This window comes from Actinophytocola gossypii (assembly GCF_025165815.1).
GTDB lineage: Bacteria > Actinomycetota > Actinomycetes > Mycobacteriales > Pseudonocardiaceae > Actinophytocola > Actinophytocola gossypii.
In genome coordinates this window covers 320,051-341,804 of sequence record NZ_JAFFZE010000016.1, presented here as the reverse complement: position 1 = coordinate 341,804, position 21,754 = coordinate 320,051, and the positions used below count along the sequence as shown (strand labels likewise).

The 21,754-nt window shown below is 73.7% G+C and carries 17 protein-coding genes; 8 read left to right on the top strand and 9 right to left on the bottom strand.

Features of this window, described 5'->3' with window-relative positions; all coding sequences use genetic code 11:
- The first annotated feature begins 7 nt into the window (after positions 1 to 7).
- Entirely contained in the window at positions 8 to 1,612 is a 1,605-nt protein-coding gene (locus JT362_RS22835; RefSeq protein ID WP_260193661.1) for a hypothetical protein, read from the top strand.
- Positions 1,612 to 2,403 carry an ESX secretion-associated protein EspG gene (locus tag JT362_RS22830; RefSeq protein ID WP_260193660.1) on the top strand — a complete coding sequence of 264 codons (792 nt, stop codon included), beginning with the start codon at positions 1,612 to 1,614 and terminating at the stop codon, positions 2,401 to 2,403. The genes JT362_RS22835 and JT362_RS22830 overlap by 1 nt, the downstream gene beginning before the upstream one ends.
- Here the strand turns inward: JT362_RS22830 and phoU are convergent.
- From phoU to JT362_RS22790, 8 genes are all read right to left on the bottom strand, one after another.
- The gene (gene phoU, locus JT362_RS22825; RefSeq protein WP_260193659.1) at positions 2,400 to 3,065 is read right to left on the bottom strand and encodes a phosphate signaling complex protein PhoU; all 666 of its coding nucleotides are present in this window, start codon (positions 3,063 to 3,065) and stop codon (positions 2,400 to 2,402) included. The genes JT362_RS22830 and phoU overlap by 4 nt on opposite strands.
- Before the next feature lie 74 nt (positions 3,066 to 3,139).
- A complete protein-coding gene (locus JT362_RS22820) occupies positions 3,140 to 6,559 on the bottom strand; it encodes an LCP family protein (RefSeq protein WP_260193658.1) in 3,420 nt (1,139 codons plus the stop codon).
- A gap of 260 nt (positions 6,560 to 6,819) precedes the next feature.
- The gene (locus JT362_RS22815; RefSeq protein ID WP_260193837.1) at positions 6,820 to 7,590 is read right to left on the bottom strand and encodes a GGDEF domain-containing protein; all 771 of its coding nucleotides are present in this window, start codon (positions 7,588 to 7,590) and stop codon (positions 6,820 to 6,822) included.
- Positions 7,591 to 7,850: 260 nt separating this feature from the next.
- The gene (locus tag JT362_RS22810) at positions 7,851 to 8,315 is read right to left on the bottom strand and encodes a hypothetical protein (protein WP_260193656.1); all 465 of its coding nucleotides are present in this window, start codon (positions 8,313 to 8,315) and stop codon (positions 7,851 to 7,853) included.
- A 54-nt stretch (positions 8,316 to 8,369) separates the two neighbouring features.
- Positions 8,370 to 9,020 carry a response regulator transcription factor gene (locus JT362_RS22805; RefSeq protein WP_260193655.1) on the bottom strand — a complete coding sequence of 217 codons (651 nt, stop codon included), beginning with the start codon at positions 9,018 to 9,020 and terminating at the stop codon, positions 8,370 to 8,372.
- A 52-nt stretch (positions 9,021 to 9,072) separates the two neighbouring features.
- Complete coding sequence (locus tag JT362_RS22800) at positions 9,073 to 10,692, bottom strand: AAA family ATPase (protein WP_260193654.1); 1,620 nt, start codon at positions 10,690 to 10,692, stop codon at positions 9,073 to 9,075.
- On the bottom strand, positions 10,692 to 11,399 hold the full coding sequence (locus tag JT362_RS22795) for a response regulator transcription factor (protein ID WP_260193652.1): 708 nt from the start codon (positions 11,397 to 11,399) through the stop codon (positions 10,692 to 10,694). Before JT362_RS22795 ends, JT362_RS22800 begins: the two co-directional genes overlap by 1 nt.
- Positions 11,396 to 12,787, bottom strand: coding sequence for a type VII secretion EccE family protein (locus JT362_RS22790; RefSeq protein ID WP_260193651.1), 1,392 nt, complete (start codon positions 12,785 to 12,787; stop codon positions 11,396 to 11,398). Before JT362_RS22790 ends, JT362_RS22795 begins: the two co-directional genes overlap by 4 nt.
- 61 nt (positions 12,788 to 12,848) lie before the next feature.
- Here JT362_RS22790 and JT362_RS22785 point away from each other — a divergent pair, with 61 nt between their 5' ends.
- The 6 genes from JT362_RS22785 (at position 12,849) to JT362_RS22760 (ending at position 21,371) form a co-directional block, all read left to right on the top strand.
- The gene (locus tag JT362_RS22785) at positions 12,849 to 13,529 is read left to right on the top strand and encodes a response regulator transcription factor (RefSeq protein WP_260193650.1); all 681 of its coding nucleotides are present in this window, start codon (positions 12,849 to 12,851) and stop codon (positions 13,527 to 13,529) included.
- Positions 13,526 to 14,776: a sensor histidine kinase gene (locus JT362_RS22780; RefSeq protein WP_260193649.1), complete on the top strand. Its 1,251-nt coding sequence runs from the start codon at positions 13,526 to 13,528 to the stop codon at positions 14,774 to 14,776. The genes JT362_RS22785 and JT362_RS22780 overlap by 4 nt, the downstream gene beginning before the upstream one ends.
- A gap of 67 nt (positions 14,777 to 14,843) precedes the next feature.
- Positions 14,844 to 17,093, top strand: a complete 2,250-nt coding sequence (locus tag JT362_RS22775) for a fibronectin type III domain-containing protein (protein WP_260193648.1) — start codon at positions 14,844 to 14,846, stop codon at positions 17,091 to 17,093.
- Positions 17,090 to 18,064 (top strand): AAA family ATPase, encoded by a 975-nt coding sequence (locus JT362_RS22770; RefSeq protein ID WP_260193646.1) that lies wholly within the window; start codon positions 17,090 to 17,092, stop codon positions 18,062 to 18,064. The genes JT362_RS22775 and JT362_RS22770 overlap by 4 nt, the downstream gene beginning before the upstream one ends.
- Positions 18,065 to 18,096: 32 nt before the next feature.
- A complete protein-coding gene (locus JT362_RS22765) occupies positions 18,097 to 19,236 on the top strand; it encodes a DUF58 domain-containing protein (protein WP_260193643.1) in 1,140 nt (379 codons plus the stop codon).
- The gene (locus JT362_RS22760) at positions 19,233 to 21,371 is read left to right on the top strand and encodes a transglutaminase TgpA family protein (protein ID WP_260193641.1); all 2,139 of its coding nucleotides are present in this window, start codon (positions 19,233 to 19,235) and stop codon (positions 21,369 to 21,371) included. The genes JT362_RS22765 and JT362_RS22760 overlap by 4 nt, the downstream gene beginning before the upstream one ends.
- On the opposite strand, the gene JT362_RS22755 is transcribed toward JT362_RS22760, so the two are convergent.
- Positions 21,368 to 21,742, bottom strand: coding sequence for a hypothetical protein (locus JT362_RS22755; protein ID WP_260193640.1), 375 nt, complete (start codon positions 21,740 to 21,742; stop codon positions 21,368 to 21,370). The genes JT362_RS22760 and JT362_RS22755 overlap by 4 nt on opposite strands.
- Positions 21,743 to 21,754 lie beyond the last annotated feature (12 nt).

The window sequence follows — 21,754 nt, the reverse complement described above, 5'->3', positions numbered from 1 at the left end:
GTTGGAGATGGCACCTCAGGATCCGTACAACGGTGGCTACGGCGCCGATGGTTACAACAGCGAAGGGCGCAACCGCCAGGGCGATTACGACGCTACGTACGACCAGAGCAGCCCGTACTACATCGACCGCGGTGATACGTCGATCACGAGTGAGCAGGCGCAGCGGAACGCTGAGCAGACCGCCGACCAGCAGGAGTCCGGTGGCACCTTCATCGACGACGTCATCGACATCTTCACCCGGCAGGGGCGGGTCGACGAGGCCTACGACCAGGAGCTGAGCGGACAGGCCGCCGAGCTGGCGCAGGGTGTGGAGACTCGGCAGCCGCCGATGATGATGTGCTCGAACTACATGAGCTACGACCACGGCGCGCTCAAGACGATGGTCACCGACGGCGTCGACCCGGACCAGGTCGGGCAGATGGGTGACAAGTGGATCGAGGCGGGTAACGCCATGGTCCGCTTCCAGTCCGGCGTCGCCACGGCCATCAACAACAGCGAGACCGACTGGCAGGGCGAGGCCGGCAACTCGGCCCGCAAGTTCATGGCCGACGTCGGCAACTGGGTCGGCACCGCCGGGCAGAGCGCGCAGCTCGCCGGCACCCAGACCAACATCCAGGCCGAGTCGCTCGCCGAGGCGAAGAACACCATGCCAGAGCCCGTCGAGTTCGACGCCGCCGCGGCCAACCGGGACCTGCAGACCACCAGCAACCCGGCCGACATGATGTTCAAGTACGCCAACTACATGGCCCAGTACCACCAGCAGCAGGCCGCCCACCAGCAAGCCGCGCAGGTCGTCGGGACCTACGACAGCGGCCTGTCCGGCGCCAGCCAGATGCCCGCCTTCGCACCGCCGCCGGTGATGAACAACCCTAACGGCGGCACCTCCGACCCCGGCACCAGCAACATCGACTCGATGGGGCCCGGCGGCTCGGTCGACAGCGGCGGCACCGGGGGCAGCGGCGGCGTCGGCGGCTACGGGGACGCCGGGGGCGGCTCCGGCAGCGGCGTCTACTCGGTCCCGACGCCCAACGGCGGCAACGGGTACGACGGCTCGGGCAACAACGGCGGAAGCAACGGCGGCAACAACTGGGGCGGTACCGGGCCGAGCGGCGACGGGCTCCTCCCCGGACCGGGACCGATGCCCGTGCCGACGCCCGGTCCGGGCCCCGGCCCCAACCCGGGCAACAACCAGCACTTCCCCGGCGCGCCGATGCCGCTCGGTCTGGGTGGCGGCCCCGGCGGGCCCAACGACATGGAACGCGGCGGCGGACGTTACGGCGGCGGGCGCGGCTTCGGGCCGGGCGGCGGTGGCGGAGGGTTCGGCTCCGGCGGCGGTGCCGGCAGCAGCGGCATGGGCGGCCGGCCCGGCATGGGCCCGATGGGCGGCGCCGGCGCGATGGCGGCGGAGAACGCGGCCATGCGCGGCGGCGGTGTCGGCGGCGCCGGCGCGGCGGGCGCCCGTGGCACCGGCATGATGGGCGGTATGGGCGGCGGCCGAGGCCAGGGCGAGGACGACGAAGAGCACACCCGGCCGTCGTTCCTGGTCGAGGGTGACCCGGACGCCGTGTTCGGCACCGACCAGATGACCGCGCCGCCCGTGATCGGTGAGTGATGGGCGGACCCTTCTTCCTGTCGCTGACCGAGGTCGACATCCTGGCGCAGCTGCTCGGCGCCAACGTCCGGCAGTTCCCGTTCCAGATCCCCAGCGTGGGCCGCTTGCAGGTGGACCGGACCCGGATCGCCCGCGAGGTGTTCGCCGACCTCGGCCGGCGCGGGCTCATCCGCGGTCGTGACGTCGACCCCGACCTCGAACGGGCCATGCGCACGCTGTCCGAGCCGGTGATCGCGGTCGCCGTGCTCGGCACGGTCAACGAGCGCGAGGAGATCTACGCCCGCGCCTCGGCGGCCGGGGAGACCGGCGTGCTGGCCCGGCTGATCGGGCAGAAGATGCGCATCGAGCTGATCCGGCCGACCGCGCTCGCGGTCTCCCTGGTCGGCCTGCTGCCCAAGCTGGACGGCGGCCCCGGCCAGTCCGTCACCATCAACCGTCCCGGCGCGCCGGTGCCGGTCAGGGCGGGTGCCGACCAGGGCGGCGACCAGAGCCTGTTCCGGCCGGTCAGTGGATCGGGCGGGGTCGACCAGCGGCTACGGCTCGCCGCGTCCTACCTCAACCGGCCCCGCACCGGCACCGGGTTCTTCGCGGTCTCCGGCCGCGACCGGCACGGCCGGGAGCAGCGGGCCGGCGGGCTGACCTGGATGGACACCGACGCCGGCCGGTACCTGTCGCTGTCCCGCCCGCCCGCCGAGGACGGGTCGGTCAGCAGCACGTTCTCCCCGGCCGACAACAACCGGCTGGTGCACGCCCTCGGCGAGATGATCGAGTCGGTCGCTCCGCGCCGCTAGACCGCCTCGTCGTGGCCGGCGCCGGGCATCCGGCCGGTGACCACGAACACGACCCGCTTGGCCACCGACACCGCGTGGTCGGCGAAGCGCTCGTAGAACCGGCCGAGCAGGGTCACGTCCACGGCCGAGGCGACACCGTGCGGCCAGTCCTTGTCCATGATCACGGTGAACAGGTGGCGGTGCAGGTCGTCCATCTCGTCGTCGGCCTGCTCGAGCGAGTGGGCCTGCTCGACGTCCTGGCTCAGGATCACCTGCTCGGCCTCGCGGGCCAGCGACACCGCGACCCGGCCCATCTCCCGGAAGTCCGACGCCACCTGATCGGGCAGCACCGGCTGCGGGTGCCGGCGGCGCGCGGCCTTGGCGACGTGCAGGGCGAGGTCGCCCATCCGCTCCAGGCTCTCCGCGGCGTGGATGGCGGCCAGCACGGTGCGCAGGTCGGTGGCGACCGGCGCCTGCAGGGCCAGCAGCGCGTAGGCGTGCTCCTCGCACGCGGCGCGGGCGTCGTCGACCTTGGCGTCGTCGCCGATCACCTGTTCGGCGAGGCCGAGATCGGCGTCGAGCAGCGACCTGGTGGCCAGCTCCATGGCGGTCGCCACCATGGAGCACATTCCCGCCAGCTCAGCGGCCAGTTCATCGAGTTCGACACGGTACGCCTCACGCATGACGACATGCTACGGGCGCAGGTGCCCGGGAACAGCATCGCCCGATGAACCCCGTGTGAACCCGAGGACACAACTCAGGCGCAGGAGACGTCGCCCGCGTTGACCGTGGAGAGGTTCTCCGGCAGCTCGACCGGTTCCTTGCCGGTCGGGGAGCCGACCTCACCGTCGAACCCGGGGCCGATGATCAGCTGCAGCGCGCCGCCGACGGCCGGGTCCTCGACCAGCTGCGCGTCGGGCACGGCGGCCGCGAGCGTCTGCGCCTCGGCCTGCTTGACCTTCGAGAACTTGATCACGGTCCGGTCGACGTCCGCCGGCGCGCCACCCATCCACACGACCTGGAAGCCGAGCTCGGCCAGTTCGTCCGCGGTGTCGCCGGCGATGCCGTCCTGGTCGTTGCCGCCGTTGAGGACCTGGATCTTGATCTTCGTCGGGTCGACCGTCGTCGGCTGGCCCTGCTGCTGGAACCGCAGCCCGGACGCCATCTGGGCGTTCGGGGACTCGCCCTCGCCCGACCTGGCGCCCGACTCCGACGAGGTCTCGCCGGGCAGCGGGGTGTCCTGGCGGATCGCCTCGAACAGGGCGTTGTTGTCCTCGACCAGCAGATCCTCGTTGCCGTTCTCGTTGGCCTCGCCGACCGTCGGCACCGTGATGAACGTGACCTTGCCCGCCTCGATGCCCTGCATCGACTGGCCGAGCATGAACATCTGCTCGACACCGATGTTGTCGCCGAACGTGGCGTTGCCGAACGCGTTCAGGAAGCCGGTCAGCTTGCCGGGGTCGAGCAGCACCTCCGAGGACATCGCCTTGCGCAGCAGCGAGGACATGAACCGCTGCTGGCGCTGGATCCGCCCGTAGTCCGAGGTGATGTCGCCCTCGACCTTCCTGGCGCGCACGAAGTTCAGCGCCTGGTCGCCGCTGATGGTGACCCGCTCGCCGGCCGTCGGGATGATCATGCCGAGCTCGTCGTCCTTCATCGGCTCCTCGACGCACACCTCGACGCCGTCGACCGCGTCCACCATCTCCTTGAAGCCGTTGAAGTCGATGCCGACGAAGTGGTTGATGGCCAGGCCGGACAGCTCCTGCACCAGCTTGGTCACGCACTTCGGGCCGCCGACCTGGTACGCGGTGTTGAGCTTGACCACCTCGGCCCCGGGGTCGGTCTTGCCGGTGTACTCGCCGGTCTTGGGGTCCCAGATCTCGCACTCCGGCCGGGTCACCTCGAGGTCGCGTGGGAACGACACGACCACCACGCGTTCCCGGTTCTCCGGGATGTGGGCGACCATCACGGTGTCCGAGCGGGCGCCACCGACGCTGTTCTCGTCACCGACGCCGTCCTCGGCGGACGCGCCGGCCCGGGTGTCCGAGCCGACCAGCAGGAAGTTCTCGTCGCCGCGCTGCGCCGCCGCGTCCTGGATGGCCGCCGAGTTCGGGTCGAGCGCGTCGATCTGCTGGGCCTTCGCCTCGATCCAGCTCTTGAAGCCCCAGCCGACGCCGGTGCTGAGGAACACCAGTCCGGCGGCGACGATGGCGAAGGCACGGCCGGCGGTGGCGGAGCGGTTGCGGCGCTTGGACTTCTTCCGGCGCAGCCGGGTCAGCTTCGACACCGGCTCGTCGTCGGCGTCCTCGTCCGGCTGGTCCCGCTCGCCCGGCTCGTCCGAGATGTTCTGCGGCGCGGCGATGGTCTGCGAGGCGACGAGCTCGTCGAGGTGGTCGAACTCGGCGTCCTGCTGCTGCCACGGGCGCAGCTTGCGGCGCTTCGACTTCTTCTCGCGCTCCTCGGCCTGGATCTCGTCGTGCACGGCGGAGAAGCGGGCGAGGGTGTGGTCGATGCTGCGGCGCTTCTGCACCTCCTCGCCGATGGCCTCCATCTCGGTGGTCATCGAGATGGGGTCCTCGTCCGGCCGGCGCGGCGGCGGGAGCGGGACGGGGCCACGTCCGGTCTGCTGGCCGGGAGCGCGGGTGCCGGGCAGGTCGGCGCCGTCGTCGTCCTGGCCGTCGAGGGCGTGGCCGATGCCGGAGGCGCGGGCGCCGGGCGGCAGATCCGCCTCGGGGCCGCCGGGGCGGCGGCCCGGGGGCACGATCCGGTCGTCCGGGCCGGGCCGGCGAGGCGGGCCGGAGGGGCGGTCGTCGACGCTGGGGCCGCCGGGGTGCCGGCCGGGTCCGGCCATCCGGTCGTCGGGTCCGGGCCGGCGCGGCAGGTCGGCGGGACGGTCGTCGACGGGGTTGGGGTGGCGGCCCGGGCCGGGCATGCGGTCGTCGGGGCCGGGGCGGCGCGGTGGGCCCGACGGACGGTCGTCGACGCTCGGGCCGGGATGGCGGAGGGGCGGGTTCGACGGGAAGTCGCCGGTGTCGGGGGTGGGGCGACGGCCCGGGACGGGGCGGCCCGCTGGTGGGCGCCCGCCGGGGTCGGGCAGGTCGGCGGGGCCCGCTGCCCGGCCGGGGCGGTGGCTGGCCGGTGGCGGGGTGGGAGCCTCGCGGCCGCCCGGCAGCGGGCCAGCCTGCGGTCTGCCCGTTCCGCGATCGCCCGGGAGCGGGCCGCCGGTGGCCTCACCGGGGCGGTAGTGGCCGCTGGTCTGGCCCGGTGCGCGGCGCACGGGGTTCGGCTGGGGGCCGCCGGTGGCTTCGCCGGGACGCCGGCCGGCCGGCCGGCCGCGGCCGGGCGGGAGTTCGTCGGCGGGGAGCGGCTCGGCGCCGTGGCGGGGGTGCGGGGCGGCGTCCGGGGGCACGGCGGCGCGGCGACCACTCGGGCGAGCGTCGGCGGCGGGCCGGCCGTTGGGGGGCGGGGCGGCGTCCTGCGGCGCGGCGGCGCGGCGACCGCTCGGGCGGGCTTCGGCGGGGTGGCCGTTGAGCGGAGGGACGGCGTCCTGCGGCTGGGCGGCGCGTCGACCGTTCGGGCGGGCGTTGGGGGGCGGGACGGCCGCGCGGCCACCGGGGCGGCCGTTGGGGTGGTTGCCGGGGTGCTCGTCGGCGTGGGCGCCCGGGATCGGGTGTGGGCCGGAGGCGTGCCGTTCGGCGCCGGGGACCGGGTGTGGGCCGGAGGCGTGCCGTTCGGCCCCGCTCCTGGGCGGTGCGGCCGGGGCGCGGCCGGCATCGGCCTGGTAGCCGTCGGCGGCGTGGGGGGCCGCGCGGCGTGGGCCGTCACCCGGCTGTGGTGCGGGGCCACGGCCGTTCGGCGGGAGTTCGCCGGGACGTGCGCCCTGGCGGCCGGGAGCGGACTCGCCGGGACGGCCGCGCGGGGGCTGGTTCGGGGGGAGGGCGCGCCGGCCGCCGCCCTGGGGCGGCCCCTCGGCCGGGGGCTGGGGCGGCAGGGGCAGGTTCGCGCGGGAACCGGTGTGCCGCTGCACCAGGTCGGCGACGCTCAGGCCGCCGCCGTTGTCCTCCATGGAGCGGCGGCGGCGCCTCGGCTGCTCGTCCGGCTGCTCGCGGCGGTGTCTGCGTCCGTACCCGTGTGGATCACCGGAGCGGGTGCCACCAAGGTGGTCATCGTCGGGCACCCGGTCTCCTTTCACCTCGCGCTTCGCCGGCGCCGCGGCACACGGGTCGTGCCGCTTTCTTTACCAAGACGTTGTGATCGACAAGGGTGTCGTCGACTCACAGTGTCGTTCCGAGGCGAGATAGTACGGATGGATGGCACCCGTGACGACCATCGATCTCGTTTTGGCCACTTTCTGTGCGCAATTGGGCTCAGTACGCTAGCCCGATCGGCCTACCCGGAACGACCCGAACGTTATCGAACCGCCGCCGCCCGGTTTCGTCAACGTGGCCGACGCACCGGCGCGCCGCACAGTCGCACCTCGCCCCCGACACGGTATGCGACCGCGTTCCGCCCCGACTGCTTGGCGGTGTACAACAGCCCGTCGGCGTGGCGGAGTTGCTGCTCCGGCGGCGCGAGCCCGGTCGCCGCCTGGTGCGCGACACCGATGCTGACCGTCACCCGCAGCCCGGCCACGACCGTCGACCACGCGAACTGCTCGATCCTGGTCCGCGCCGCCTCGGCCACGGCGACCGCCGTGTCCGGGTCCACCCCGGGCAGCACCAGCACGAACTCCTCGCCGCCGTACCGCGCGCAGAACCCGCCGTCCGGCAGCGCCACCTGCAGCAGCTCCACCACCTGCTGGAGCACCCGGTCGCCGACCAGGTGCCCGTAGGTGTCGTTGACGCTCTTGAACCAGTCGAGGTCGACCAGCGCCACCGCGAGGCCGCCGTCGGCCTCCTCGAGCAGCTTCTGGTCCAGGTAACGGCGGTTGTAGCTGGCGGTCAGCGCGTCCCGGAAGCTCTGCTCACGCGCCTCGGCGTGCTCGCGGCGCAGCCGGGCCACCTCGAGCCGCACCTGCTCGGGCACCCGCTCCGGCACCCGGGGACCGTGCTCGGCGGTGGCGAGGGTCAGCGCGTGGCGCAGATGCTCGTAGGCCTGCTGCCACTGGCCACGAGACGCGAGCAGGTCGGCGCACGACCGGTGCAGTTCGACCAGGCTGGTCTCCTGTTCGGGCACCGGGCCCTCGAGGTGCCGAGCTGGGTGCTGCATCGGTACAGTAACCTCGCCGACGACCCGGTCCCGTCGGGCGGGCCCCGGTTGGGACAGCCCCGACAGCCCCTGGTCCAGCACGGCCACCGCGCTCACCTCCTCACGTAGGTCTCTTCGTCCGGGTAGAGCGCGCTCTTGAGGTGTTGGGACGGCTCGATTCCGTTTTCCCCCTACCGGTGGAACCGATACTGCTCCAACCCAGTGACGAAATCGCGACGATCCGTGCCCGGGTTTCTCGCGGCGAGAAACCCGGCCGCAGGTCACCGGCCCAGCGGACAGGGCGAGAAGCCGTAGGCGCGGCCGTCGAGCACCACCACGCGCTGTGAACCGATCTGCTCACCCAAAAGGGCACCGTCCTCACGCACACTGATGGACACCCCGAGCACGTACACGACCCCGCGGGGCGGACCGTCGGCCTCCGGCGGCACCCAGTCCGGGTCGACGCGGAACGTCGACATCGCCGGGATCATGTGCATGGTGAGCCCGCCGAGGTCGCAGAGCCGGTCGGTGAAGTCCGGGTGCTGGGTGCGCGCGAGGTACTGGCGCAGCACGTCCTCGCCCTCGTCGGCCGCGTCGTTCAGCCGGTCGTAGTACTCCTCGACCAGGGCCTGGTCGCCGTCGGACGAGCCGGAGCCGGCCGGCGCGGCCTCGCCGGCCACCGCCACGCTGCAGCCGGTGACGGCGACGAGCAGGAACGCCGCCAGGGCAACGATGGCACGTCGCATAGGTCCTCCCCCGGATGCTCGTCCAGCCAAAGGCTAGCGCGGGCGGTCCGCCGCTCAGGCCGGTTCGATGCGGTACCCGACGCCGCGCACCGTGTGGATCATCGGCGGCTGCTGGAGCTTGCGGCGCAGCCCCGAGATCAGCACGTCCAGCACGTTCGAGTTGGGGTCGACGTACCGGTCCCACGCCTGCTGGAGCAGCTCCTGGCGGGCCGCCGGCGCGCCCTGCCTGGCCACCAGGTGCTCGAGCACGGTGAACTCCCTGGCGGTCAGTGTGAGCAGCACCCCGGCCCGGCGCACCTCGTGCCGGGCGGTGTCGACCTCCAGGTCGCCGCAGCGCAGCACCGGCGGCCGGCCCGAGGTCACCAGCCGGCACAGCCGTCGCACCCTGGCCACCAGCTCGTCCATGGCGAACGGCTTCACCAGGTAGTCGTCGCCCGCCTCCAGGCCCTCGATCCGGTTGATCACCGAGTCCAGCGCGGTCAGGAACAGCACCGGGGCCGCCGGCCGGCGCGCCCGCACGTAGTGCAGGGCGTCGCCGCTGGGCAGCATCCGGTCGAACACCGCGCAGTCGTAGGCGTTGACCATCAGCGCCTCGTCCGCCGCCGGCAGGTCGCCGACGGCGTCCACCGCGAACCCGGCTCCGCGCAGCGACCCGGCCACCCCCAGCCGCAGGTCCTCGTCGTCCTCGATCACCAGCACGCGCACACCACCGACAGTAGTCGGCCGAGCCGGGACCGCTCCCGCCGCTCACGGGTACTCAGGTGGCCGCGAGGACGTCCTGGGCGGTGAGCGTGCGCAACTCGGTGACGTCGGGCATCCGGCCGAGCGTGCGCAACCGCTGGGACTGCGCCTTGCGCACACCCTCGAACAGCCGGCGGGCGTCGCGGGCGTTGCCGAAGTTCGGATCGGTGGAGATCCGGGCGAAGAACTCCAGCAGGATCGGGGAGGCGTCCGCGTCGACCAGGTAGTCGCCGCCGCTCATCATCCTGGCGATGATCTCCAGCAGGTCGTCCGGCGTGTAGTTCTCGAACTCGATCGTCTTGGAGAACCGGGAGGCGAGACCGGGGTTCGCGGCCAGGAAGTCGGCCATCTCCGAGGTGTAGCCGGCGACGATCACCGCGACCTCGTCCCGGTGGTCCTCCATCAGCTTCACCAGCATGTCGATGGCCTCCTGGCCGAAGTCGCCGCCGGAGCCGGCCTGCCGGGACAGCGTGTAGGCCTCGTCGATGAACAGCACTCCGCCGCGTGCCTCGTCGAACACGCTCGCCGTCTTCTCCGCGGTGTGGCCGATGTACTGGCCGACCAGGTCGCGCCGGGACACCTCGCGGAACTGTCCCCGGCTGAGCACGCCGAGCGACTTGAGCAGCTTGCCGTAGGTGCGGGCGACCGTCGTCTTCCCGGTGCCGGGGGCGCCGGCGAAGATCAGGTGGTGGCTGACCGTGCCGACCGACAGGCCGGCGCCGCGCCGCCACTCGTTGACCTGGATCTCGTCGACCAGCGCCCGGACCTCGGCCTTGACCGCCGGCAGGCCGACCATCGCGTCCAGGTCGGCGAGCAGGTCGTCCAGCCCGGCGTCCCCCGACCCGGCGCGCTTCTTCGCCTCCACCACCGTCGGGGTGGCGTCCGGTGCGAGCGACAGCGCCGGCTCGGCGGTGTTGTCCAGCTGGCACTCCTCGACCGCTCCCGTGCAGCCGGGACCGAACGCGATACCGACGCCCTGCGTGTCGTGCACCTTCACCCGCCGAAGCACCGGGCGGCTCTGGTGGGCCACCGCGATCCCCTCGGCCGAGGTGCGGGAGACCTCGCAGGCCTCGATCACCGGCCGGGCGTACTGGTAGACGTAGATGCCACGCTGCCCGCACCCGGCCACCACGCAGTTCCGCAGCTCCGGGTCGGCGCCCATGGCGACCACGATCCCGTCACCGGCGACGTTCTCCACCGTGGTGTCGTGGATCCGCCCGGACGAGCTCTCCACCACGATCCCGGCGGCGGTCGTGCGCGCGACGGTGAACCGCGCGCAGTTGCGCACCGCGAGCGCCGGGCCGAGGTCCGCGCCGAGCACGCACCGCTCGACGGTCAGCTCCACGTTGTCGGCCCGCAGCGCGTTCGACGCCGCCCGGACCTCGATGCCCTGCAGGGTCAGCGCTCCGCCGCTGGCGACCAGTACCGGCCAGTCGCCGCCGGAACCGTCGAGCACGACGGTGGCGCCGTCCACCGCGCGCAGGGTGAGCCGCCGGTCGGTCAGCTCGAACGTCTCCGCGTAGCTGCCGTCCGCGATCGTCACCACGCCGCCGTCCGGGGCGTCGCGCAGCGCCTCGCCGACGGTGTCGTACGCGCCGTGCTGGCCCGGGGCGACGAGCAGGGTCCTACGGGACATCAGCCCGCCCGTTCCATCAGCCAGCCGCGGTCGGCGGCCTTCGCCCCGGCCTGGAACCGGCTGCGCGCGCCGAGCCGGTCCATGATCGTGGACACCATCCGCCGCACGGTCCGCACCGAGCAGTTCATCCTGGCCGCGGCCGACTCGTCGGTGCAGCCGGCGGACAGCAGGGTCAGCAGCTCCCGCTCCTTCAGGTTCAGCTCGGCGGTGTTCGGCAGGTCGGACGCGGTGAACGGCACCGCGGTCGGCCACACCCGCTCGAACAGCTCGACGGTGGTGGTGACCACGCTGGGCAGGCGGAACACCGCGGTGCTCGCGGTGGCGCCGCCCGCGGTGCGGTCGACCGGCAGCACCACCACGGTGCCGTCGATCACCAGCGCGTCGGTCGGCACCTCGGGAACCGTGCGGGCGTCCGCGCCGGCCAGCGCCAGGGCGCCGAGCCGGGTGGCGAGCACCGGCTCGGTGCGGGTCGAGTCCGGCACCACCACCCGGTAGCGCACGCCCCGGCGGACGTTCTCCTGGTCGATCCGCCGGATCGCCCCGATCGGCTCCCGGCCGCCCCGGGAGAGCGCGGTCATCAGCAGGACCTCGCGGGTCGCCGACGCCAGCAGCGCCTCCACCCCCGCCGTGGAGGGACCGGGAGCGGCGTGCCGGACCGGGAGCATCGAGACGGGGCCACGGTTGATGGTCTTGGTCATGGTCTTCATCGCGAGAACACTCCGATCGGAAGGGACGCGGCGACGCCGGACGAGTGCGTGCCGTCGAGTCGGGCGAGCCGGAAACCGGCGGGGACGTACTGGGCCGCGCCGGTGACGACGCGGGCGGCGGCCGTGGCGGCGTGTTCGACCGCGGCCTCGGTGGTGGCGGCCAGGCGCAGCACGCCGGAGACGTGGGCCCCGGTTCGGCCGGACCGCGCGGCCAGGGCGACGGTGAGGGAGACGCCGCCGGTGACCGCGAACAGGTCGGCGACCAGGCGCCGCAGCTGGGGGTCGGTCAGCCGGTCGAGGCCGGACAGCACGAACGCGGCCTGCGAGACCGGTCCGGTGCGCCAGAACCGCCAGTCCTCGCGCACCTCGTTGCGTCCGCCGGTGACGTGCGCGAGCCCGGCGACGGCGGCGAACGCGGCGTCCTCGGCCAGCGGCTCGGCCGGCACCCCCGCCCGGTCGAGCGCGCGGCGCACCCGGCGCATGGCGTTGCGCAGCGCCAGGGTCAGCTCCTCGTCGTGCGGGGTCTCCACGGTGCGGACGGCGTGCACCGCGAACCACACCTTCGGCGGACCGTCCCGGCGGACCCCGGCGTGCAGCACGGTCTGCACGCCGTACCGGTGCGGCTGCCCGGCCTCGACCGAGCCGGCGACCGGGAGCAGCGCGGCCGGCGGCGGCACCAGGGCGAGCGGGTCGCCGACCTGCCCGCGCGGGCGCAGCACCGCGGCGAGCCCGCCGGGGTGGCTCACGGTCATCGCCGGGCCGGTGTTGGTCTCGGTGACCCGCACGGTCGTGCCCGGCACCAGCAGCTCGAGCAGCGCTGGGGTCTTGCCGCCGGTCTCCGGCAGGTCGCGCCGCCTGGCGCGGGACAGGAAGCCGGCGGCGACCGAGGCGACCTGGTACAGCCACCGCCCGCCGACCCGGACCGTGGTGAGCGCGAGCAGCACCGCGGCGCCGGCGGACGCGGTCACCAGCACCGGCCACGGCTGCCGCACGGTCAGCACCACCGCCAGGGCGGCGAGCTGCCAGCAGATGACCTGGATGAGGTTGAGGTGCCGCACGTACTCCTTGACCGGGTTGCCGCGCGGTCCCTTCGGCGGGGTAGCCGTGGTCGCGATCGGCACGGCGTTCGGCGGGCGCATCGGCGGCCGGGACGCGCCGTACGGCTGGGTGCGGCCGTCGGCCGCCGCTGCCGGTTGGGCGGCGACCTGGGTCCGGGCCCGCGGCTGGGCCTGGGCCGCCGGCGCGCCGACGAGCACGGGCGCGGCCGGCGCGGTGACCCGCGTCGGCGCCGGCTGGGCCGAGGGAACCCCTGGTGGGGGTGCCGCCACGGCCGGTTCCGGCCATCCCGCGCCGGCGGGACGGGGCGAGGCGCTACCGTCGTCGATCATCCGGCCTCCGTCGTGTTCGCTCCTGCTGGACACACGATCGGACGGAGCACATTAGGTTTCGATGACAGAGACGAACGTGCGCGTTTTGGTAGTCGAGGACGACGAGGACCTTCGGGTCGCGGTGGCCGCGGAGCTGGGCGCGTCCGGCCTGGCGGTCGCGGCCGCCCCGGACCTGGCGACCGCGGACGCCGCCCTGCGCGCGGACCAGTACGCCTGTGTCGTGTTCGACCGGATGCTCCCCGACGGCGACGCGATGACCTACGTGCACCGCCGCCGGCAGGAGGGCTGGCACGTCCCGGTGCTGTTCCTCACCGCGCGGGACACCGTCGGCGACCGGATCGACGGCTTCAACCACGGCGGCGACGACTACCTGGTCAAGCCGTTCGCGGTGGCCGAGATGGCCGCGCGGGTGCACATCCTGTGCCGCCGGGCCGGCGCGCGCCCGGCGATCCTGCGCATCGCCGACCTCGAGGTCGACTGCGCGCGCCGCGCGGTGCGCCGCGCCGGGGTGCTGCTGACGCTGTCGAACCGGGAGTTCGCCGTGCTGGAGTACCTGGCCACCCGGGCCGGGGAGGCGGTCACCCGCACCGACCTGATCGAGCACTGCTGGGACGAGAGCACGGACCCGACGGCCAACGTGGTCGACGTGACGGTCAAACGGCTGCGCCGCAAGCTCGGTACCCCCGAGCTGATCCACACCGTGCGGGGCCACGGCTACCGGCTGGCGGGAAGCGGGCGATGAACCGGTCCGCCGCGGACGGGCTGCGCCGCCTCCGGTGGGTGCTGACGCTGCTGTTCACCTCGGTCAACGCCGCCGGCCTGGTCGTGTTCGCCTGGCTGTCCATCGACGCCGACCAGGACCGGTACGAGCAGCGCCTGGACGGCGAGCTGAGCCGGGTCGTCTCCACCGTCATGCGGCTGGTGCAGGACGACAACGGCCGGGTCAACACCGCCTTCATCGGCGACGACGTGATCTCCGGCGAGTGCCCGCAGTTCTACGTGCTGCCGCCGGAGGCAGGCGAGTTCGAGCCGTACGTCTCGGACAAGGAGTGCGTCGACGCCGACCGCGAGTACCTCGCCGGAACGGCTCGGCAGGCGACCGACTCGGGCCGCGAGCTCAGCGGCTGGTACGAGTACGCCGACGGCGAGTTCGCCCGGCTCCTGGCCCAGCCGTTCGAGCTCGACTCGCGTGGTGCCGTCGGGGTGGTCGTGGCGCTGGCCGACGCGGAGCCGGCCCGGGACGCGCACGACCGGATGATCCTGCTGGTCGTCGGCGGGTGCGTGCTGGCGGTCGGCGGGCTCGCGTTCGCCGGGCACTGGCTGTCCGGGCGGGCGATCCGGCCCGCGGCCGGGGCGTTGGAGCAGCAGGAGACCCTGCTCGCCGAGACCGCGCACGACCTGCGCACCCCGGTCGCCGCGCTGCGGGCGCTGGCCGAGACCGCGCTGCGCAACCCCGCCGAGGCACCCGAACTGCTGCCGCGCACGGTGAACCTGGCCGCGCGGATGGGCGGGATCATCGACAGCCTGCTCGTGCGGGCCAGGCTCGCCGCCGGTGTCGACCGGCTCGCCGTGCAGCCGGTGTGGCTCGACCAGTTGGTCACCGGCGTCGTGGAGGACACCCCGGCCGGCGGCGCGAGCGTGACCGTGACCGCGGCCCCGACCAAGGTCATGGTCGACCCCACGCTGGTGCAGCGGGCGATCGGCAACCTGCTGGACAACGCGCTGCGCTACGGCCGCCAGCCGGACCAGCCGGCGATCGTGCACATCTCGGTCGCCGGCGGCCGGGTGACCGTGGCCGACCACGGCCCCGGCGTGGACGCCGCGCTGGCCGAGGACGTGTTCGACCGGTTCCGCACCGGCAGCGGGTCCACCGGGCTTGGGCTGTCGATCGTGCGCTGGGTCGCCCAGGCGCACGGCGGCACGCTCGCGGTCTACAACGCCGAGGAGGGCGGCGCGATCTTCGAGTTGACCTTCCCGGTAGCCCCCTGACCTGAACCTGCCAATTTGGTCTCACCCCGCATCGCCGGGAGTCGTCAGGCGTTAACGTGTTGTGGCCATGTCTGCGCAGACTTCTTCCGCCACCCCGGCCCGGGGCCCCAAGGGCTGGCGTTCGCGGCTTCCCGTACTCGCCGTCGTCGTCGCCGTGGTCGCGGGGGTGGTCGCCGCGGTCACCGGGGCGACCGCGAGCGTCGACGCGATGAAGTTCCTCCCGCCGGGGCACTGGGTCTTCAACTCACCGGCCAACCTGCTGCTGCACATCGACGGCGCCACCTCCCGCATCGACGCCAAGGGCGGGATCAGCGGGGACTACGGCGACCGGGTCCAGGTCGTGCAGGGCGACTCCAGCGGCTACGTGATCGGCGACAACCGGATCACCGTGTTCGGCAAGTCCGACCTGTCGGTCGTCGACGAACTCGAACCGGCCGCCGACGAGACGCCGATCGGGCTCGAGGTTCCCGGTGGGCCGTACGCGGTCTACCGGGAGGCGGGCCAGATCACCCGGTTCGGCGAGGAGCCGCTGACGATGTCGGCCGGCGGCTCGGTCGGCGACCCGGTCGCCACCAGCGACGGCACCCTGTGGATGGCGCGCAAGGGCAGCCCGTTCCTGTGCAGCCTGGCGCCGGAGGCGACCAGCATCGACTGCTCGGTGCTGGTGCCGAACGGCAACCCCGGCGTGATGTCGGTGGTCGACGACCGGCCGGTGTTCGTGGACACCGAAGCGGACATGATGCACGCGGTGGAGGACGACGGCCTCGGCGAGGGCCGGAGCCTCGGCGTGGAGGTGCCGGAGGAGGTCCAGGTCGCCGCGCACGACGTGGCGGGCCGGCTGGCGGTCCTCGACCCGCGCGACGACGACATGCACCTGGTCGACGCGGCCGGCCTCGATCCGGCCGCGAACGGCGAGGAGACCGTCGAGGTCGAGCTGGCCGACGGCGAGTACGACGGCCCGGTGTCCACCGGCGACGCGGTCGCCGTGATGGACCGGGAGACCAGGACCCTCTCCACCTTCGACGCGCGCGGCAAGCCGGTGGGCGAGAAGAAGCTGGAGTCCGAGAGCGAAGAGCACCCGCGGATCTCGCGCGGCCAGGACAACCGGATCTACGTCGACGGCGCCGACGGCCAGCACGTCCTGGTGGTCGACCAGGACGGCCGGGTCAGCGATGTCGACGTCCCGGGCCAACTCGAGGACGGCGAGGATTCGGGCGGGAAGGAGCAGGGGCCGCCAGCCCCGCCGCCGTCGTCGCCGCCGTCGTCGCCGCCCTCGTCGAACCCGCCGCCGCCGGACCGGTCGGGCCCCGACCTCCCGCTGCCGGACCAGAACGACCTTCCGACGCCGGACCAGGGCCAGGAACAACAGCAACAGCAGCAGGAGACCACCTCGCCGACCCCGGAGCCCCCGCCGGAGCCGCCGCCGCTGCCGCCCTCCGTGCCCGGTGCCCCCGGCAACCCGCGCGCCACGGCCGACAACGCGTCGGCCACGGTGAACTGGGCCGTGGCGTCGAGCAACCGCGCGCCGATCACCGGGTACACGGTCTCCTGGACCGGCGGTGGCCAGCAGGGCTCGCTCACCACTGGCCCCGGTGCCCGCAACACGCGGGTCAACGGGCTGACCAACGGTGTCCAGTACACGTTCCGGGTGGCCGCCACGAACTCCGTCGGCACCGGGCCCGCCGCCGCGACCAACCCGGTCGTCCCGGCCGTGCCGGTGAGTCGACCGGGCGCTCCGGTCGCCCTCCAGGTGCAGTTCGACGCGAACGCCCGCACGGCCGCGATGAGCTGGAGCCCGCCGAACATGAACGGGGGCACCCTCAGCCACTACGTCGTCGGCGTCACCGGGATGGGGGACATCACCGTCGCCGGCAACACGGCCAACATCACCAACATCCCGGGACCGAACGGCAACGTGACGTTCAGCGTCCGGGCCGTCACCACGAACCCGAACGGCGGCACCCTGACCGGCCCGGCGACGAGCCGCGACCGGCCGGACCCGATTCCGCAGGTGACGGTCACGATCAGCCGCGGGGCGCCCACCGACGAGTACTGCGGCGAGTTGGACGACTGCCGCTGGACGAACGGCATGTCCACCGGCCTGCCGCCCAACACCGACATCCACATCCAGCCGTTCTCGGATTCACCGAGCTACCAGAACGACGGCTATACGGGCACCACGAACGCGGAGGGCGTGCACGACTTCTCGGAACGGTTCGCCTTCGGAGCCCCGGGCTACTCGCTCTGGGTCATCGTGACAGTAGTCTCGACGGGCGAGGAGCACAGGTCGAACAGGATCACAGTGGAGGCTGGGTGAACGAGCCAGTCGCTGGTCAGGTCTACGAGAAGATCGCGGCCAACGTCCAGGGCGTCATCCGGGGCAAACCCCAACTCGTGCGGCTCGCGGTGGCCGCGTTGCTCGCCGAGGGGCACCTGCTGGTCGAGGACGTGCCCGGGCTGGGCAAGACCACGCTGGCCCGCTGCCTCGCCCGCAGCATCGGCGGTGACTGGAGCCGGATCCAGTTCACCCCCGACCTGCTGCCCGGCGACATCACCGGCGTGCAGGTCTACCACCAGGGCGCCGAGCAGTTCGAGTTCCGCCGGGGCGCGGTGTTCGCCAACGTCGTGGTCGCCGACGAGGTCAACCGGGGCACGCCGAAGACCCAGTCGGCGCTGCTCGAGGTGATGGCCGAGCGCACGGTTACCGTGGACGCCGTGCGGCACGAGGTGCCGCGCCCGTTCCTGGTCGTCGCCACGCAGAACCCGATCGAGATGGAGGGCACCTACCGGCTGCCCGAGGCCCAGCTCGACCGGTTCCTGATGCGGCTGTCGGTCGGCTACCCGAACCTCGAGTCCGAGGTCCTGGTGATCATGAGCGACTGCGCCGGCATCGGCCCCGACGAGCTGCGTCCGGTGGTCGACCTGGACACGCTGCGGCAGGCCACCGAGGAGGTCCGTCGCGCGCACATCGACCGGAACGTGGTCGAGTACGCCGCCCGGATCGCCGCCGTCACCCGCGAGCACGAGGCACTGCGCTACGGCGCCAGCCCGCGCGGCAGCATCGCGCTGGTCCGCGCCGCGCAGGCGGTGGCCGCCACGTACGGGCGCACGTTCGTCACCCCGGACGACATCAAGGAGGTCGCCAAGCCCGTCCTGGAGCACCGGCTGATCCTCACCGCGGAGGCGGAGCTGAACCAGCGCAGCACCAGCACCGTCATCGACGACGTGCTCAAGCAGGTGCCGGCGCCGAGCAGCAGCACGAACGCCGCCGTTCCCGCGGGGCAGTAGCGGTGCCCCGGCTCACCGGCCGAGGCGTCGTCGTGCTTGTCACGGCAGTGGTGTGCTTCGTGCTGGCCGAGTGGCTGGGCTACCCGCTGCTGCGCGGCGTCGCCGGCGCGGCGCTCGGCGTGGTGCTCGCGGCGCTGCTGGTGACCGCGCGCCGGCCGAGGGTCGCGGTGACCAGGGCGGTCTACCCGGACCGGGTGCGCCGCGGACAGCCGGCGTTCGCCCAGCTGTCCGTGCGCAACCCGGGCGGCCGGTGGCAGGGCGAGTTCACCGCGGGCGACCCGATGGGTTCCGGCTTCCACGCGGTCACCGTGCGCGCGCTCGGACCGGGCGCGCAGGCCACCTACCACTACGACCTGCCGACGCGGCGCCGCGGCCGGTTCCAGGTCGGCCCGCTGACCCTGCAGCGCGCCGACCCGCTGGGCCTCGGGCGCAGCCGCCTCACCACCGGTGACACCACCACGCTGTGGGTGCACCCCCGGGTGCTGCCGGTGCGCGCGCTGGCCGGTGGGCACCCGCGCCACCACCACGAGGGCCGCACCCGCGACGAGACCCTGCACGGTTCGCTGGACCTGCGCGACGTCCGCGAGTACGTGGTCGGCGACGAGGTGCGGCACCTGCACTGGAAGGCGACCGCGCGGACCGGCCGGCTGATGGTGCGGGACTACGTCGACCCCGAGCAGCCGAGGTTCACCACCCTGCTGGACACCCGCGTCGAGCTGACCACCGAGGCCGCCTTCGAGGACGCGGTGGACCTGGCGGCGTCGCTGCTGACCGCGTCGGCCACCGCCGGCCACCGCTGCCGGCTGGTCACCTCCGGGGAGCTGGACGTGGGGGTGGCGGGCGGCACGCAGTCGGTGCGCAGGCTGCTCGACGAGCTGTGCGAGCTGACCCCGGCCACCGACGTCGACCGGCCGCTGGTGCCGCCGGAGTTCGCCCGCTCCGGCGACCGGGGCGGCGCGCTCGTGGTGGTGCTGGCCGGCGCGCACCCGGCGGACCTGGCGGCCCTGGCCACCCTGCGCCAGCACTACGCGACGACCGTGGCGGTGGTGCTGAACGCGTACCCGGGGCACGGCCCGACCGGCGTCGCGGTGCGGGTGCCGGGAATGCGGGTACTGCACGCGAGCGACGCGGCCGACGCGGTCCGCCGCTGGAACGTGGTGGTGGCCGGGTGAGCACGGGGACGTCGACACGCATCGGGCTGGCGCTGGTGGTGCTGGCCGCGGTGGCGCCGGGGCTGCTGTTCGAGCCGGTGTTCGGGTTCGCGGCGCTCGTGCTGCCGCTCGCCGTGGTGGCCGTGGTCGCCTACGCCGCGGCGGAGCTGGCGCTGCGCAGGCCTGGGCTGGTGCCGTGGCGGGCCCTGCTCGCGCTGGTCGCCGGGCTGCTCGGCCTGGTGGAGACCACGTTGCGGGACACCACCGCCGCCGGCCTGCCGACCGCCGAGACGCTGCGGATGTTCGCCACCGGGGTGACCGACTCCTGGCGGCAGACGCTGCAGTCGACGTGGCCCGCGCGGCCCGACCCGGAGCTGCTGCTGTTCGTCCCGCTCGCCGCGCTGGGCGCCGCCGTGGTGGCGGTGGAGCTGATGGCACGACTCCGCCGGCCGCTGGTGGCGCTGCTGCCCGGGTTCGTCGTACTGGTGCTGAGCCAGGCGTACGTGGCGCTGACCGGGGTGACCGCGACCGCCGCCGGGCTGGGGTTCGCCGCGCTGGCCGTGGCGCTGCTGGTCGTCACCCGCACCCCGGCTGGGCCGGAGCCGACCAGGACCACCGGCCGCCGAGGCGTGGCGACCGCGCTGATGGTGGTGCCCGCGCTGGTCCTCACCGTGGCCGGCGCGGCCCTGCTCGGCGCGCTCGACCCGGTCGAGCGGCCCGCGTACTCGCTGCGGGAGAACCAGGAGGCGCCGCTGCCACCGGGCCGCATGACCAGCCCGCTGGACGACATCGCCGACCGGATGACCAACCCGGACGTCGAGGTGTTCCGCTACACCACCGACGACCCGGTCGAGTACTGGCGGCTGTGCGTGCTCGACGAGTTCGACGGCGCGTCCTGGCAGGTCGACGCGCAGTTCCTGCGGATGGGAAGTGAACTCACCCCGCCGCCCGGGGTGGGCGAGGTGACCAGGAACCAGGCCGACGTCCGGGTGACCGGCCTCGACGGGCAGTGGGTGCCGAGCCAGGCGATGCCGGCGTCGGTGACCGGTCTTGCCCCGCGGATCGGCGAGGACTCCGGGACGCTGGTGGTGCCCGCACACGAGGGCCCGGTGGAGTACGACCTGAGCTGGTGGGCCACCACTCCGACCCGCGAGCAGCTGCGCGGCGCCGGCATCGACCGCGACGTCCCGGTCGGCGGTGTCGGCACCCCGCCCGAGGCGGTCGTCAAGCTGGCGCAGCGGGCGGTGAGCCGGATGCGCCCGTCGTTCGAGGCGGCCCTGCTGCTGGAGGACTTCTTCCTCAAGGGCAACAGGTTCGAGGCCGTCAAGGACGGGGAGCTGCCGACCGGCAACGGCTGGCACCAGCTGGAGCGGTTCCTGACCGACACCAGGATCGGCACGAGCGAGCAGTTCGCCACGGCGTACGTGCTGATGGCCAGGATCCTCGGCATCCCGGCCAGGGTGGCGGTCGGCTTCCGCGCCCCCGAACCGGCGGCGGACGGCGCCACGGTGGTGCACAACGACGACGTGCTGGCCTGGCCCGAGGTCGCCGTCGAGGACGTCGGCTGGGTGCCCCTCGACCCGACCGGTCAGGCGAGCGGCACCGGCGGCGGCTCGGCGCTGGCGGAGGCCACCGCCGGTGCCCGCGACAACCTGCCCCCCAGGAACGAGGTGGTGGAGCCCGACGTGCCGGAGGAGGACGACGCCAGTGGTGCCGCTCCGGTCGGCGGCCCGTCGTTCCCCCTGATCGCGCTGACCGTCGTGGTCGGCGCCGTGCTGGTGTTGCGACTCGCCGGCGTCCCGCTCGCTCGCGGGGTGCGTGCGTGGCGCCGGCGCCACCGGCGTGGCGCCGGCGCGGTGGTCGGCGCCTGGGAGGAGGCGCGGGACCGGCTCCGGGCGTACCGCGTCCCGATCACCGTGGGCATGACCGTCCGCGACCTGGCCGGCACCGTTCCGGAGCCGCTGGTCGTGGACAACCTGCACACCCTGGCCAGAGGCGTGGACCTGGCCCTGTGGTCACCCACCGGCGCCGGCCAGACGACCACGACCGAGGCGTGGCTGGCCGTCCGCGAGGTCCGCCGCGGCCTCGCCAGGAGAGGCTTCGGAGCCCGGCTCCGGGCGGCGCTGCACGTGCCGTCGCTGTTCCGGCCGCGTTAGCTCCCCGCGCGCAGGTGGTCCAGCGCCGCCTGCCGGGCGGCCTTCTCCGGCCGCGGGGCGACGTAGTCGTGCGCCGCCATGTGCGCCAGGAACTCCGCCTCCGGCGCGATCCCGTGCCGCTCGACGTAGTAGCGCAGCCCGTCGCCCCAGATCCACTCGCCGTCGGTCATCGTGGACAGCGGCACGGCCTCACCCCGCACCGGATCCAGCCGGTCCACGTCCAACCCGGTGATCCGCACGATCACCGTCCCGGACCGCAGGAATTTCACCACCCGCTCCAGCTCCGCCGGATCGGTGATCCGCGGCCGCTCCGGGTCGAACGTCCAGTTGCCGTCCCCGTCCTTCCCATCGAACAACCGGGCGATCCGCATGGTTTCCTCCGT